The organism is Cupriavidus sp. PB-02 (assembly GCF_058252315.1).
The window spans coordinates 1817919-1832125 of sequence record NZ_CM177695.1 but is presented as its reverse complement, the minus strand read 5'-3'; the positions used below and the strand labels follow the sequence as shown (position 1 = coordinate 1832125).

Annotated in this window: 12 protein-coding genes; 9 read left to right on the top strand and 3 right to left on the bottom strand. The window is 66.8% G+C overall.

Annotation, left to right across the window (positions count from 1 at the left end; all coding sequences use genetic code 11):
* The first annotated feature begins 39 nt into the window (after window positions 1-39).
* The 8 genes from AC10V3_RS29155 to AC10V3_RS29120 all read left to right on the top strand — a co-directional run bounded on the left by AC10V3_RS29155 (window position 40) and on the right by AC10V3_RS29120 (window position 9930).
* Window positions 40-1203 (top strand): ABC transporter substrate-binding protein, encoded by a 1164-nt coding sequence (locus tag AC10V3_RS29155; protein ID WP_022538842.1) that lies wholly within the window; start codon window positions 40-42, stop codon window positions 1201-1203.
* Window positions 1200-3053 carry a feruloyl-CoA synthase gene (locus tag AC10V3_RS29150; protein WP_022538841.1) on the top strand — a complete coding sequence of 618 codons (1854 nt, stop codon included), beginning with the start codon at window positions 1200-1202 and terminating at the stop codon, window positions 3051-3053. The genes AC10V3_RS29155 and AC10V3_RS29150 overlap by 4 nt, the downstream gene beginning before the upstream one ends.
* A 33-nt stretch (window positions 3054-3086) precedes the next feature.
* Window positions 3087-4040: an acetaldehyde dehydrogenase (acetylating) gene (locus tag AC10V3_RS29145; RefSeq protein WP_022538840.1), complete on the top strand. Its 954-nt coding sequence runs from the start codon at window positions 3087-3089 to the stop codon at window positions 4038-4040.
* 21 nt (window positions 4041-4061) lie between these two features.
* On the top strand, window positions 4062-5084 hold the full coding sequence (gene dmpG, locus AC10V3_RS29140; protein ID WP_022538839.1) for a 4-hydroxy-2-oxovalerate aldolase: 1023 nt from the start codon (window positions 4062-4064) through the stop codon (window positions 5082-5084).
* 4 nt (window positions 5085-5088) lie between these two features.
* Window positions 5089-6159 (top strand): FAD-binding oxidoreductase, encoded by a 1071-nt coding sequence (locus AC10V3_RS29135; protein WP_022538838.1) that lies wholly within the window; start codon window positions 5089-5091, stop codon window positions 6157-6159.
* A 123-nt stretch (window positions 6160-6282) separates the two neighbouring features.
* Complete coding sequence (locus tag AC10V3_RS29130) at window positions 6283-7332, top strand: branched-chain amino acid ABC transporter permease (RefSeq protein ID WP_490923834.1); 1050 nt, start codon at window positions 6283-6285, stop codon at window positions 7330-7332.
* 105 nt (window positions 7333-7437) lie between these two features.
* Window positions 7438-9177: a branched-chain amino acid ABC transporter ATP-binding protein/permease gene (locus AC10V3_RS29125; protein ID WP_374063729.1), complete on the top strand. Its 1740-nt coding sequence runs from the start codon at window positions 7438-7440 to the stop codon at window positions 9175-9177.
* Between the two features lie 9 nt (window positions 9178-9186).
* A complete protein-coding gene (locus AC10V3_RS29120; protein WP_022538835.1) occupies window positions 9187-9930 on the top strand; it encodes an ABC transporter ATP-binding protein in 744 nt (247 codons plus the stop codon).
* An 81-nt stretch (window positions 9931-10011) separates the two neighbouring features.
* Here AC10V3_RS29120 and AC10V3_RS29115 read toward each other — a convergent pair whose 3' ends face one another.
* Both AC10V3_RS29115 and AC10V3_RS29110 read right to left on the bottom strand, forming a co-directional pair.
* A complete protein-coding gene (locus tag AC10V3_RS29115) occupies window positions 10012-10917 on the bottom strand; it encodes a PDR/VanB family oxidoreductase (RefSeq protein WP_490923833.1) in 906 nt (301 codons plus the stop codon).
* Window positions 10918-10963: 46 nt separating this feature from the next.
* A complete protein-coding gene (locus AC10V3_RS29110; RefSeq protein ID WP_454753207.1) occupies window positions 10964-12019 on the bottom strand; it encodes an aromatic ring-hydroxylating dioxygenase subunit alpha in 1056 nt (351 codons plus the stop codon).
* A gap of 100 nt (window positions 12020-12119) precedes the next feature.
* Here AC10V3_RS29110 and AC10V3_RS29105 point away from each other — a divergent pair, with 100 nt between their 5' ends.
* A complete protein-coding gene (locus AC10V3_RS29105; protein ID WP_022538832.1) occupies window positions 12120-13124 on the top strand; it encodes a LysR family transcriptional regulator in 1005 nt (334 codons plus the stop codon).
* Between the two features lie 12 nt (window positions 13125-13136).
* On the opposite strand, the gene AC10V3_RS29100 is transcribed toward AC10V3_RS29105, so the two are convergent.
* Window positions 13137-14141, bottom strand: a complete 1005-nt coding sequence (locus AC10V3_RS29100) for a Bug family tripartite tricarboxylate transporter substrate binding protein (RefSeq protein ID WP_022538831.1) — start codon at window positions 14139-14141, stop codon at window positions 13137-13139.
* Window positions 14142-14207: the final 66 nt, after the last annotated feature.

The following is a 14207-nucleotide window of genomic DNA, read 5'->3' as shown; positions in this document are numbered from 1 at the left end:
CACCGTTCCCGCCTTGCAGAGCGGGACGTAGGAGACAACATGAAACAGGCAATCTTCAAGGCGGCAGCCATCGTGCTTGCCACCTCGGCAGCGCTCACCCATTTTTCCGGCGCGGCACAGGCGCAGACAGCCGAGATCACCATCGGCGTGACGCTGTCCGCGACCGGCCCCGCCGCGTCGCTGGGCATCCCCGAGAAGCAGGCGCTCGGCATGCTGCCGAAGACGCTGGGCGGCAAGCCCGTGCGCTATGTAATGCTCGATGACGGCACCGATCCGGCGGCAGCATCGAAGAATGCGCGGCGGCTGATCGAGGAAGACAAGGTCGACGCGATCATCGGCTCCTCCACGGTGCCGACCTCCATCGCGGTGGCCACCGTGGCCGCCGAGGGCAAGACCCCCGCGATCGCGCTGAGCCCGTTCGTACCCAAGCCGGGCTGGATCGCATGGTCATTCTCGCTGCCGCAACCGGTGGGCGTCATGTCCGCCGCGCTGCTAGACGACATGGCCAAGCGGAAGGTGGGTTCGCTTGCCTTCATCGGCTACAACGACTCCTACGGCGAGGCCTGGCTGAAGGACATCCAGCCGCGCATCGAGGCCGCCGGCATCAAGCTGGTGGCGACCGAGCGCTTTGCCCGCACCGACCAGTCCGTGGCCGGGCAGTCGGTCAAGGTGGCGGCGTCGCGGCCCGACGCGGTGCTGGTCGTCGGCAGCGGCACGCCGGCAGCGCTGCCGATGACGGCGCTGCGCGAGCGCGGCTTCAAGGGCGCCATCTACCAGACGCACGGCGTGGCCAATAACGACTTCCTGCGCGTGGGCGGCAAGGCAGCCAATGGCGTGGTGCTGCCCGCCGGTGCCCTGCTGGTTGCCGAGCAGTTGCCGGCGTCGCACCCGAGCAAGGCCGTGGCCGCCGACTTCGTCACCCGCTATGAGGCGAAGTACGGCGCCGGCTCGCGCGACCTGTTCGCCGGCTATGCCTATGACGCCTACTTGCTGCTGGACAAGGCCGCCGCCACGGCTGGCAAGACCGCGCAGCCCGGTACGCCGGCGTTCCGCCAGGCACTGCGCGACGCCATCGAAGGCACGACCAACCTGCCGGCCACGCATGGCGTCATCAGCGTCAGCAAGACCGAGCACACCGTCTATGACAACGCCAGCCGCGTGCTGGTCCGGGTCCAGGATGGCGGCTGGAGGATCGTCCAATGAATGCCGTAGCTTCCCGCCTGCTGGGCGACTGCCCGGCTGAAGCCACTCCGGTTGCGCTGGCCGCCCCCGATATCGCGATCGACCGGCGCAAGGACGGCAGCTTCGTAATGCGCTCCACCCAGCCGCTGCAGCCCTACGTGCGCTGCATCGGCGACTGGCTGCAGTACTGGGCGCAGGAGGACGGCAGCCGCACCTTCCTGGCGGAGCGGCAGGGCGAAGGCTGGCGCCGCGTCAGCTACAGCGATGCCCTGGCCGCGGTGCGCCGTATCGGCCAGGCCATCCTGGACCTCGGTGTCGCCGCGGATGCGCCGGTGGTGGCGCTGTCGGACAACAGCGTCAACCTGGCATTGCTGTCGCTGGGTGCCATGCACGTCGGCCGTCGCATCGCGGTGGTGTCGTCGGCCTATACCGTGGTGGCCAAGGATCACGGAAAGCTGCACGCCATCCTGGACCGGCTGCAGCCGGGCCTGCTCTATGCGGAGAATGGGACCCAGTACTGCGCGGCAATCTCGGCGTGGCAGCCGGGGTGTCCGGTGGTCTTCACCCACGGCGCGGAAGGCGATGCACTGCCGTTCGCCAGGCTGCTCGACGCCACGCCGGGCGCGGCCGTCGAAGCAGCCTTCGCGGCGGTCAGCGGGGATACCGTCGCCCGCATCCTGCTGACATCCGGTTCGACCGGCGTGCCCAAGCTGGTGCCGAACACCCATCGCATGCTGTGCGCCAACCAGCAAATGATCGCGCAGTGCTGGCCCTTTATCGACAAGGCGCAGCCGGTGGTGCTCGACTGGCTGCCCTGGAGCCATACCTTCGGCGCCAACCACAACTTCAACCTGGTGCTGCGCAACGGCGGCACGCTGTATCTCGATAACGGACGTCCGGCACCGGGAGCGATCGAGTCTACCCTCAAGGGGATCCGTGAAGTCCGGCCCACGCTGTTCTTCAATGTCCCGCGCGGCTACGACGTGCTGCTGCCGTACCTGGAGGCCGACGAATCGCTGGCCCGGGCGCTGTTCGAACGCCTGGACATGCTGTTCTTCGCTGCCGCCGCACTGCCGCAGCAATGCGCGGAGCGCCTGCGCGCGGTCGCGGCGAGGGTCCGTGAAGTGCCGCTGTTCTTCACCACCGAGTGGGGCTCGACCGAGACCTCGCCGGTTGTCACCAGCGCGCACTTCCGGACCACGGAGACTCGCAATATCGGCGTGCCAGTGCCTGGCGTGGAACTGAAGTTCGCTCCGTGTCAGGACAAGTACGAACTGCGCGTCCGGGGCCCCTCGATCTTTCCCGGCTATGTCGGCGACGAAGCTAAGACACGCGAGGCCTTCGACGAAGAGGGGTTCTATTGCATGGGAGATGCCGGCAAGCTTGCCGATCCGGCGGACCCGAACGCCGGCGTCATCTTCGACGGGCGCGTATCCGAGGACTTCAAGCTCACCACTGGCACGTGGGTGTCGGTCGGTACGCTGCGTATCGCGGCGGTGTCGGCGATGGCGCCCTATGCCCAGGATGCGGTGGTATCCGGCCATGACCGGGGAGAGGTCGGCCTGCTGCTCTTCCCCACGCCGGCACTGCGTGCGCTGGCCGGTGACGGCGAGGGCCGCCTGTGCGGCAAGTCCCTGGGACAGCATCCGGCCGTGCGGCAGGTGCTCAGCGAGATTCTGGCCGGTCTGTGCAAGGGCGCCGGCAGTTCGCAACGGCCGGCCCGCGCGGTGCTGCTTTCCACGCCACCCTCGATCGAGCAGGGCGAGATCACCGACAAGGGCTACATCAACCAGCGCGCCGTGCTGACGCTGCGCGCCGATGACGTCGAGCGGCTGTACTCCGGCTGCACGTCGGTCATCTATCCAATCTGAACCGTCCGGACAGGAACACACAAGGAAGCAGTCATGACTCGAAAACTGAAGGCCGCCATCATCGGCTCGGGCAACATCGGCACTGACCTGATGATCAAGATTCTCCGCCATGGGCGGCATATCGAGATGGGAGTCATGGTCGGCATCGATCCCGCCTCGGATGGCCTGGCGCGCGCCGCGCGCATGGGCGTGGCCACGTGCGCCACCGGCGCCGCGGGGCTGAAGGCGATGCCGGAGTTCGCCGATATCGACATCGTGTTCGACGCCACCTCGGCCGGCGCGCATGTGCAGAACGAAAAGCTGCTGCGCGAGGCCAAGCCTGGCGTCCGCATGATCGACCTGACGCCGGCCGCGATCGGCCCGTACTGCGTGCCGGTAGTCAACCTGGAGGCTCATCTGGACGCGACCAACGTCAATATGGTCACCTGCGGCGGCCAGGCAACCATCCCCATGGTGGCGGCGATCGCCGCCGTGACCAAGGTGCACTACGCCGAGATCGTGGCCTCGATCTCGAGTAAGTCGGCCGGCCCGGGCACTCGTGCCAATATCGACGAATTCACGGAAACGACCTCGCGCGCGCTGGAGGTGGTCGGTGGCGCGACCAAGGGCAAGGCCATCATCGTGCTGAATCCCGCCGAGCCGCCGCTGCTGATGCGCGATACCGTCTACACCCTCTCCGAGCCCGCCGATACCGACAACGTGGAGCGTGCCGTCGAGGCGATGGTGGCCGCGGTCAACCGCTACGTGCCCGGCTACCGCCTGAAACAGCGCGTGCAGTTCGAGCACTACGGCGCCGATCGTCCGCTGAACATCCCCGGTGTCGGCAAGCTGCCGGGCCTCAAGACGACGGTGTTCCTGGAGGTGGAGGGCGCCGCGCACTACCTGCCGGCCTATGCGGGGAACCTCGACATCATGACTTCCGCCGCGCTCGCCACCGCCGAAAAACTGGCCGAGCGCCAGATCGCTGCCGCCGCCGCCGCGGCTTGACCGTCCAGACAGGAAACCAAGATGGCAACCAAGCTCTATATCTCCGACGTGACGCTGCGCGACGGCTCGCACGCAATCCGTCACCAGTACAGCATTCCGCAGGTCCGCGCGATCGCGAAGGCCCTGGACGAAGCCCGCGTCGATTCGATCGAGGTGGCGCACGGCGATGGCCTGCAAGGTTCATCGTTCAACTACGGCTTCGGCGCGCATACCGACCTGGAATGGATCGCCGCCGTGGCGGAAACCGTCACCCACGCCAAGGTGGCCACGCTGCTGCTGCCGGGCATCGGCACCATCCACGACCTGCGCGCCGCCTATGACGCCGGCGCCCGCATCGTGCGCGTGGCGACGCATTGCACCGAAGCCGACATCTCGCGCCAGCATATCGAGTACGCCCGCGAGCTCGGCATGGACACGGTCGGCTTCCTGATGATGAGCCACATGACCACGCCGCAGGTGCTGGCGCAGCAGGCCAGGCTGATGGAAAGCTACGGCGCAACCTGCATCTACGTCGTTGACTCCGGCGGCGCCCTCACCATGGACGGCGTGCGCGACCGCTTCCGGGCGTTCAAGGACGTGCTCGATCCCGTCACGCACACCGGCATGCACGCCCACCACAACCTGAGCCTGGGTGTGGCCAACTCCCTGGTTGCCGTGGAAGAGGGCTGCAACCGCATCGATGCCAGCCTGGCCGGCATGGGTGCCGGGGCCGGCAATGCGCCGCTGGAAGTCTTTATCGCCGCGGCCGAACGCATGGGCTGGAACCACGGCACCGACCTGTACAAGCTGATGGACGCCGCCGACGACCTGGTGCGCCCGCTGCAGGACCGCCCGGTGCGCGTGGACCGCGAGACGCTGGCGCTCGGTTACGCCGGGGTGTACTCGAGCTTCCTGCGTCATTCGGAAGTGGCCGCGGAGCGCTATGGTCTGAAGACCGTCGACATCCTGGTCGAGCTCGGCCGGCGCCGTATGGTCGGCGGCCAGGAAGACATGATCGTGGACGTGGCCCTCGACCTGAAGTCGCAACAGAACGCAGCCGGATAATCCTATGTCGCAGGAACAGACCCTGGAGCGTCCCGGCATGCCGGACGAAGTCAAGGCCCAGGCCGAACACCGTATCACCTTTGCGCCGGCCGGGGTCACGCTCGACTGCGCGCCAGGCCAGTCCGTGCTGGAAACGGCGCTGGGGGCGGGCTTCTTCCCGAAGCACAGTTGCCGGCGCGGAGAATGCCATGCCTGCTGCGCGCCGGTCCGGAGCGGGTCCGTCTCCTATCCCGAGGGCTTCGAGCCTGAAGGCGTGCCGGAAGGGCACTGCCTGACGTGCATGGCCAGGCCCGAGGGCGACGTGGTGATCGAGGCGCCGGAGGTGTCGGCGGTGCCCGGACGTCGCGTGGTGCAGGCCGGCGCCCGCGTGCTGTCGGCGGACCGGGTCAGCCATGACGTGACCGTGGTGCGGCTGCAGGTGCCGCCTAATGCGGGTTTCGATTTCAAGGCGGGGCAGTACTGCGACGTGCTGCTGCGCGACGGCACACGCCGCAGCTACTCCATGGCCAACGCGCCGGACGGCGGCGGGACGATGGAATGGCATGTCAGGGCGCTGCCCAAGGGGCGGTTTTCGACGCATGTGTACCAGGCGCTGAAGCCCCGCGACATGCTGCGGGTGGAGGGCCCCTTCGGTGCCTTCGTGCTTTCCGAAACCGACAAGCCCGTCATCCTGCTGGCGTCCGGCACCGGCTACGCGCCGATCGCTTCCCTGATGAAGACCCACGGCCAGGCGCTGCAGGCACGCGGCGCCGTGTTGTACTGGGGCGGCCGCAGACGCGAGGACTTGTATGCGATCGACGAGGCGCAGGAGTGGGAGGCGCTCGCGGCGCGGCTCCGCTTTGTTCCGGTGCTGTCCGAGCCGGATGCCGACTGGCAAGGGCGCAGCGGCTTCGTGCATGAAGCGGTCGCGCATGACTTCCCGGACATGAGCGGCATGGAGGTCTATGCCTGCGGCAACCCGCTGATGGTGGACGCCGCCAGGGCAACCTTCACGCGCGAGCACGCCTTGCCGGACGGGGCCTTCCTCAGCGATGCCTTTATTACGGCGGTGACCGACCCCAGGCCTGCCCCATAGCCCGCCACGCGGGCAGCAAGAAGTACCACCAGAAGTCCAGGGCGCCCGCACGGCGCCGAAGGACTCAGCTTTCGATTGCAGCGCGCCCGTGCGGGGCGCCTGACCGAGGTACGAGGAGACAACATGGATATCACAACCGCCGCCCTGCTGGCGCAGGACGGCATCACTTCAGGCGCGGTGTACGGCCTACTCGCGCTGGCCCTGGTGCTGGTGTTTTCCGTCACGCGGGTCATCTTCCTGCCGCAGGGCGAGTTCGTCGCCTATGGCGGGCTCACGCTGGCCGCGATGCAGGCGGGGCATGCACCGCAGACCAGCCTGCTGCTGGTCGGCATGGGCGTGCTGACCTTTATCTTCGATGCCGTGGCCGTGATGCGCAGCCGCGATTTGCGCCGGGCTGCGCCGCGCCGCATCGCCGTGTTGGCGGTGAAGTACCTGCTGTTTCCTGCTGCGGTGCATCTGGCCGCGCAGGCCTGGGGCGGCCAGCGGGCGCCGATGGCGGTGCAGGTCGCGCTGACGCTGCTGATCGTTATCCCGCTCGGGCCGATGCTGTACCGAATCGCCTACCAGCCGCTGGCCGAGGCCAGCACGCTGGTGCTGCTGATCGTCTCGGTCGGCGTCCACTTTGCGCTGGTGGGGCTGGGCCTGGTGATGTTCGGCGCGGAGGGCTCGCGCACCGTTTCATTCTCCGAAGCGTTTTTCGAACTGGGCTCCATCAACGTCTCCGGCCAGAGCCTGTGGGTGGTGGGCGTGGCGGGCCTGCTGATCGCGGCACTTTACTTCTATTTCGAACGGACCCTTCCCGGCAAGGCACTGCGTGCCACGGCGGTCAACCGGCTGGGTGCCCGGCTGGTTGGGATCGGCACCACGCAGGCGGGGCGGCTGTCGTTCACGCTGGCCGCCGCGATCGGCGCGCTGTGCGGGGTCCTGATTTCACCGCTGACGACCGTGTACTACGAGTCCGGCTTCCTGATCGGCCTGAAAGGCTTTGTCGGCGCCATTGTCGGCGGGCTGGTCAGCTATCCGCTGGCGGCGGCCGGCGCGCTGCTGGTTGGGCTGCTCGAATCCTATTCCTCGTTCTGGGCCAGCGCCTACAAGGAGGTCATTGTCTTCACGCTGATCATCCCGGTGCTGCTGTGGCGGTCCGTGGTCAGCAAGCCGGCTGAGGAGGAATAATCCATGGAAATCGCGACGAACAAAGACCAGCGTGTCGCTGGCGTACCCGGCACGCGTGCAAACGCGATCGCCGCGCGGCGCCTCGCCTGCTGGTTGCTGCTGGCGATGCTCCTGCTGCTGCCGGTACTGCCCACGCCGGAATTCTGGATCACGCTGGGCAACTACATCGGGCTGTACAGCATCGTGGCGATCGGGCTGGTGCTGCTGACCGGCGTGGGCGGCATGACCTCGTTTGGACAGGCCGCATTCGTGGGGCTGGGAGCGTACAGCACCGCGTACCTGACTACGCAGTTCGGGCTGTCGCCGTGGTTCGGGCTGCTGGTGGGGCTGGTGATCACGGTGGCCTCGGCCTATGTCATCGGGCTGATCACGATGCGCATGTCCGGGCATTACCTGCCGCTGGCGACGATCGCGTGGGGCCTGTCGTTGTTCTTCCTGTTCGGCAACCTGGAATTCCTCGGCAAGTATGACGGGCTGAACGGCATCCCGGTGCTGTCGTTCCTTGGCATCGAGCTGCAGTCGGGCCGCTCGATGTTCTACCTGATCTGGGCCGTGGTGCTGGTGTCCGTGCTGGCGATGCAGAACCTGCTGAACTCGCGCCCGGGACGTGCCATCCGCGCGCTCAAGGGCGGCGGCGTGATGGCCGAGGCCATGGGTGTGAACACGGCGTGGATGAAGGTGGTGATCTTCGTCGTGGCGGCGATCCTCGCGTGCGTGTCGGGCTTCCTGTACGCGCACCTGCAGCGCGCGGTGAACCCGACGCCGTTCGGGCTGAACTACGGCATCGAGTACCTGTTCATGGCGGTGGTTGGCGGCGTGGGCCACGTGTGGGGCGCGGTGCTGGGTGCAGGCATCCTGACCATCCTGAAGGACGTGCTGCAGGGCGTGTTGCCCAAGCTGCTCGGTGCCAACGGCAACTTCGAGATCATCGTCTTCGGCGTGCTGCTGGTGTTGTTGCTGCAGTACGCGCGCGATGGCATCTGGCCGTTCCTGCGTCGTCTCTTTCCTTCGGGCCCGGCGGTGTTGGCACCGGCGCAAGCCGAGGCGTTGGCCGTGCGGCAGAAGCCTGAGGCCGGCGAGCTGATCCTGGACGTGCGTGCCGCGCGCAAGGAGTTCGGCGGACTGGTCGCGGTGAACGATGTCAGCTTCCAGGTACGGGCCGGCGAGATCATCGGCCTGATCGGTCCCAACGGCGCCGGCAAGTCCACCACCTTCAACCTGGTGACGGGCGTGCTGCCAGTCACGCGCGGCGAAGTGCGCTATCGCGGCGAGGTGATCTCGGGCCTGCCGTCGCGCGAGATCGTCAAGCGCGGCATCGGCCGCACCTTCCAGCATGTGCACCTGCTGCCGACCATGACGGTGCTGGAGAACGTCGCCATCGGCGCGCACCTGCGCGGCGACTTCCGCGCGCAGGGCGGCGTCTCCGCTGCGATCCTGCGCATGAACAAGGCCGAGGAAGAGAAGCTGCTGTTCGAGGCGAAGCGCCAGCTCGAACGCGTAGGCCTGGCCGACTGCATGTACATGGAAGCCGGCAGCCTGGCGCTGGGCCAGCAACGCATCCTGGAGATCGCGCGCGCGCTGTGCTGCGACCCGGCGCTGTTGCTGCTCGACGAACCGGCCGCCGGCCTGCGCTACAAGGAGAAGCAGGCGCTGGCCGAGCTGCTGCGCAAGCTCAAGGGCGAGGGCATGAGCGTGCTGCTGGTCGAGCACGACATGGACTTCGTGATGAACCTGACCGACCGGCTGGTGGTGATGGAATTTGGCACGCGCATTGCCGAGGGCGTGCCCGAGGAAGTGCAGAAGAACCCCGCGGTACTGGAAGCCTATCTCGGTGGCGTGGAGTAAGGACCCGACATGAGCCTGATTCTCGAAGTGAAGGACCTCCACGTCCGCTACGGCAAGGTGGAGGCGGTGCACGGCGCCAACCTGAAGGTGGAAGCCGGCAAGATCGTCACCGTGATCGGCCCCAATGGGGCCGGCAAGTCGACCATGCTCAATGCGATCATGGGCGCGCTGCCGGTGAACGGCTCGTCAAGCGGATCGGTCAGCTACCTCGGCCACGACATGGCCGGCATCCCGGTGGAGGGGCGCGTCGCGCGCGGCATGTGCCTGGTGCCGGAGAAGCGCGAGCTGTTCGCGTCGATGACGGTGGAGGACAACCTGCAGCTTGGCGCCTTCCGCCGCAAGCGCGCGGGCGAGAAGAACTATCTCGACCAGATGGATGTGGTCTACGACTTGTTCCCGCGCCTGCGCGAGCGCGCGCGACAGGAGGCGGGCACGCTGTCCGGCGGCGAGCGCCAGATGCTCGCGGTGGGCCGCGCGCTGATGGCCAAGCCGCAACTGCTGATGCTGGATGAACCCAGCCTGGGGCTGGCGCCGCTGATCGTCAAGGAGATCTTCCACATCATCAGCAACCTGCGCACGACGGGCGTGGCGACGCTGCTGATCGAGCAGAACGCGCGTGCCGCGCTGCAGGTGGCGGACTATGGCTATGTGATCGAGACCGGGGATATGTCGATGGAAGGGCCGGCCGATGAGCTGGCGAGCGATCCAAAGGTGATCGAGACCTATCTGGGGCTGGCGAAGAAGGCGGCGTGATCCGGCGCGACAACGACGGAAGCGTCTTTTGACACATCCAGACGTGGACCGCAGCAGGCACCGCGGTCCATGCCTGTGCGCTCAGAGGTCAAGCACCAGCTCCCCGCCTTGCGCCCTCGAAACACAGATCAGGATGGATCGGTTCGCGGCCCGCTCGTCCTCGCCCAGCACGTAGTCGCGATGGTCCGCGGCGCCGGCAACCAGCGGAACTTCGCAACTCCGGCACAGGCCTTCGCGACACGCTGACGGCAGGCACAGGCCATTCGCTTCCAGCACGGACAGGATGCTGTCACCGGCAGGGATGGTGAAACGCCCGCCATGCCGCAGCAAGCTGACTTCGAACGCGCCGTCAGGCTTGTCACTCCGGTCGGTATCGGCGCCAAAGTGCTCGAAGTGTACGGCGCCGGACCCGATTCCGGCCTCCCGGGCACAATCCGACACGGCGTCCATCATCGGCCCGGGGCCGCAACAATACACATGCCAGCCGGCAGGCATCTCGCGCAGTGCAGCGCCCAGGTCGACCCGTTCGCCGCCATGCTCGTCATCGGCATGGACGACAAAGCGATCAGCATGGGAGGCGAGCCGGTCGAGGTAAGCGGCGGCGCCGCGCGAGCGCACACAATACAACAGACGCCACTCGCGTCCATGCTCAACGCACCAGCGGATCATGCTGAGGATCGGTGTGATGCCGATGCCGCCCGCAATAAACAGATGTGCTGGCGCGGACGTTTCCAGCCGAAACAACGATCGCGGCGTGCCGACCTGCAGGCGATCGCCCACTCGCAGTTGCTCATGTGCATAGCGCGATCCGCCGCGGGATGCTGGCGCCAGGCCAATGCCAAGGCAATAGCGTCCGATATCGGCAGCCGAGCTGGCAATCGAGTATTGCCTCGTCAGGCCGTTGGGAAGCGCCACGTCGACGTGTGCGCCGGGATCAAAGCCTGGCAACGCTGCACGCGACGGGCAGCGCAACTCGACGCCCAGCACGCCCTCTGCTTCCGCGCGCAATCCGGTGACAACCAGTTCCATCACGTCAGGCCTCCTTCAGTTGCCGCACCTGCCCGCGCTGGGCGGCTTCTTCTTCCAGTCGACGTGCGACCACCCAGCGGAACTGGGACAGGGCCGCGTCAATGGAGAACGGAACCATCTTGAAATCAGGCGCGAGTGCCAGCGAGCGCTGCTGAGCGGTGATGATGTCGCGGTCCTCGTCGAACGCTGCCACTACGCTCTGGTGGATGGACCGGGTGACCTCGGGCTGGTCGATCGCGAAGTTGTGCGGATGGGCAAAGAAGTAGTGTGTGGAGTTCTCGGTTTCCGGCGTCAGTGCCTGGCAGCCACGGAATTCCGCGGCGTCGACGCGCCTGCCTTCCGGTGCCCCGGTCCCGGTCGGTGCCATGCCGGAGTCCATCAGCAGGATTGCCGGCAGCGTGAAGTTGTAGATGTTCCAGCGGTCGACCTTGCCCGGCCAGTCCTTGACCTGCTTCGCAAACGGCGGGGCCTCGGTGTCGATGGTCCAGCGGGTAATGCGCACGCCATCGTCGAGACGCTCGACCTTCGGCTGCACGCCCGCGTAGTCCTCGCTGCCCCCGAGCGTGGTGGGATGAACGAAGGGCAGGTGCGAGAAGTCGAGCAGGTTGTCGGCGATCAGCAGGTAGTTGACGTCGTAGTGGATGTAGCCATCGAGGCTGCGCCACGCCGAGTCGTCCAGCCAGTGGGTGTCAGGGATCAGCGCCGGATCAGCCGCTTCCGCGTCACCCATCCAGATCCAGATCCAGCGATTGCGCTCGACCACGGGGAAGGTCCGCACGCGCGCTTGCGGCGGGATCCGCTGCTGCGCCGGCGCCTCGATGCATTGGCCGGTGGGATCGAACTTGAGCCCGTGATACATGCAGCGCACGCAGTCGCCTTCGCGCCGGCCCACCGACAGCGGAGCGCCGCGATGGCAACAGCGGTCTTCCATCGCCACCAGCGTTCCGTCTTCCGCGCGGTACATCAGCACGGGGATGCCGATGATGGTCCGGCTGAACAAGTCGCTGGGCCCGACTTCCTTGTCCCAGCCCGCCACATACCAGGTGTTCCTGACAAACATCTTCTGTCTCCTGTATCGATTTGCGGCCTCTCTGGGCCGCCTTGACAGGAGATTAGGCAGGGGCTCACTATGCGTCAATCGCATGCAGAACATAGTAAGGATGTACGCCGTGCATAACGCTCCATTCGACTACAACCTGCTTGCCGTATTCGACGCCATGCTCCGCGAGCGCAATGTGACGCGTGCGGCCAAGCAGCTCGGCCTGACGCAAAGCGCGATGAGCCATGCGCTGAACCGGCTGCGCAGCTATTTCGATGACCCGCTGTTCGTCAAGACCGCGCACGGGATGACGCCGACGACCAAGGCCGAGGGCCTGGCCGGGCCGATCCTCGACGTCATGACGACCATGCAGACGCGCGTGCTGCCACAGTCCAGCTTCGACCCGGCGACCATGCAGCGCACGTTCACGCTATGCATGACGGACATGGGCGAGCTGGTATTCCTGCCGCCGCTGATGCAACGCCTGCGCGCCATCGCGCCGCGCTGCTCGCTGCGCACCTTGCAGGTACCGATGCCGCAGATCGAGGCGCTGCTCGCCTCGGGCGAGGCGGATCTGGTGCTGGGCTCAGTGCGCATGGCGCCCGAGGCGCTGTTCCAGCAGCAACTGTTCATGCATGGATTCGTGACCATCGTCAGCAGTCGCAACAAGATGGTTGGCGACACGCTGACTGTCGAGCAGTTCGAGACCATGCCGCACATTGCGGTCAGTTTGGCGGGGCGCGCGAGCCCCGCCTACGACGCCGCATATGAAAGCCACGGGCTGAAGCGCCGCGTCTATATTCACACCCCGCACTTCCTGACCGTGCCGCTGCTGATGGACCGGGAGCCGGACCTGATCGCCACGGTGCCCGAAGAGCTTGCCAACGTCTTCAGTCGCTATGGCGTGGTGCGCGTGGTGAAACCGCCGGTGGCCTTGCCACCGTTCGCGTTGAGCCAGTACTGGCACCCGCGCTTTCACCACGATCCCGCGATCGTCTGGTTGCGGCAGCTCGTCAAGCAGACCTTCGATCAGTATCCGGCGATCCCCGCATTGCCAGCAGATGACGCCTCGCCGAAGCGACGCAAGGATGCGGGGCGCAAGCCTGCAAAGAGTACTAAGCGATAGCCGCCAGCACGCTCAGTTCTCCTGCCACGGCATCTCCTTCCACAGCTGGCGGAAGCCCGCCTCGCCGCGCTCCAGCTCCGCGCTGTAGGCCGCCGGCGCGAGATAGCGCAGCGGCGCATACATCGCCTCGGCCTGCTGGCGGAACTGCGGATCGGCGACCACGCGCGCCATGGCATCCACCAGTTTCTTCTTGACCGGCTCAGGCAGTCCCTTGGGCGCCGCCAGGCCGCGCAGCGAATTCAGCTCGATGTCGAAGCCCTGCTCGCGGAAGGTGGGCACATTAGGGGCGAGGGCTGCTCGTGTCGCACCCATCTGGCCGATGAACTTGATCGGCGAGCCGCCTTTCTGGTACTGCAGCGCCTCGCCCACGTTGATCGCGCCGATGGTGAGCTGCTGCCCCACCAGCGCCGCACGCACGTCGCCGGCGCCCTTGTAGCCGACATGGGTCAGCTTGACGCCCGCGGCCTTTTGGAACAGCAGCATGGCGAGGTGGTCGTCCGAGCCTACGCCGGTGGTGCCGACCGACACCTCTCCCGGATGCGCCCTGGCATGGCGCACCAGCGCCGCCAGCGAGTCGATGCGGTCGCTGTTGTGCACGGTGAAGGCGCCCGGATCGTCGACCAGGTTGCCGATCAGGTCGAAGCTGCGCCAGGTGAAGGTGGTCTTGCGCTCGATCGGAATGGTCAGCAGGTTCGGCGTGTTGATAAAGCCGATGGTGTAGCCGTCCGGTGCGGCCCGCGCCAGTTCGGCAAAGCCGATGGCGCCGCCCGCGCCGGGCTTGTTCTGTACCACAACCGTGGCGCCGCCGAGCTGCTTCTCCAGGTGGCGGGCCAGCAGGCGGGCCACCAGGTCGGTACCGCCGCCGGGACCGTAGGCCACGATCATCTGGATTGGGCGGTTGGGATAGGGCGCCTCTGCCTGTGCGCCGGTTGCGGTGGCGAGGCAGCAGGTCAGCGCGAGTGCGCCGGCCACACGAAGGGTGATGCGCCGGCGCCTTTGATTGGAAGTGGGGTGCATGGTAGGTGTCTCCTCGCCGGTCTCTTGCGCCGGCCTGTTATGAGTGAAGAATAGTTCGCGGCCTGT

Excerpts from the sequence above, each read along its gene's own strand:
- AC10V3_RS29155 (WP_022538842.1), top strand. The coding sequence starts at position 40 with ATGAAACAGGCAATCTTCAAGGCGGCAGCCATCGTGCTTGCCACCTCG.
- AC10V3_RS29150 (WP_022538841.1), top strand. The coding sequence starts at position 1,200 with ATGAATGCCGTAGCTTCCCGCCTGCTGGGCGACTGCCCGGCTGAAGCC.
- AC10V3_RS29145 (WP_022538840.1), top strand. The coding sequence starts at position 3,087 with ATGACTCGAAAACTGAAGGCCGCCATCATCGGCTCGGGCAACATCGGC.
- dmpG (WP_022538839.1), top strand. The coding sequence starts at position 4,062 with ATGGCAACCAAGCTCTATATCTCCGACGTGACGCTGCGCGACGGCTCG.
- AC10V3_RS29135 (WP_022538838.1), top strand. The coding sequence starts at position 5,089 with ATGTCGCAGGAACAGACCCTGGAGCGTCCCGGCATGCCGGACGAAGTC.
- AC10V3_RS29130 (WP_490923834.1), top strand. The coding sequence starts at position 6,283 with ATGGATATCACAACCGCCGCCCTGCTGGCGCAGGACGGCATCACTTCA.
- AC10V3_RS29125 (WP_374063729.1), top strand. The coding sequence starts at position 7,438 with ATGCTCCTGCTGCTGCCGGTACTGCCCACGCCGGAATTCTGGATCACG.
- AC10V3_RS29120 (WP_022538835.1), top strand. The coding sequence starts at position 9,187 with ATGAGCCTGATTCTCGAAGTGAAGGACCTCCACGTCCGCTACGGCAAG.
- AC10V3_RS29110 (WP_454753207.1), bottom strand. The coding sequence starts at position 12,019 with ATGTTTGTCAGGAACACCTGGTATGTGGCGGGCTGGGACAAGGAAGTC.
- AC10V3_RS29105 (WP_022538832.1), top strand. The coding sequence starts at position 12,120 with ATGTACGCCGTGCATAACGCTCCATTCGACTACAACCTGCTTGCCGTA.
- AC10V3_RS29100 (WP_022538831.1), bottom strand. The coding sequence starts at position 14,141 with ATGCACCCCACTTCCAATCAAAGGCGCCGGCGCATCACCCTTCGTGTG.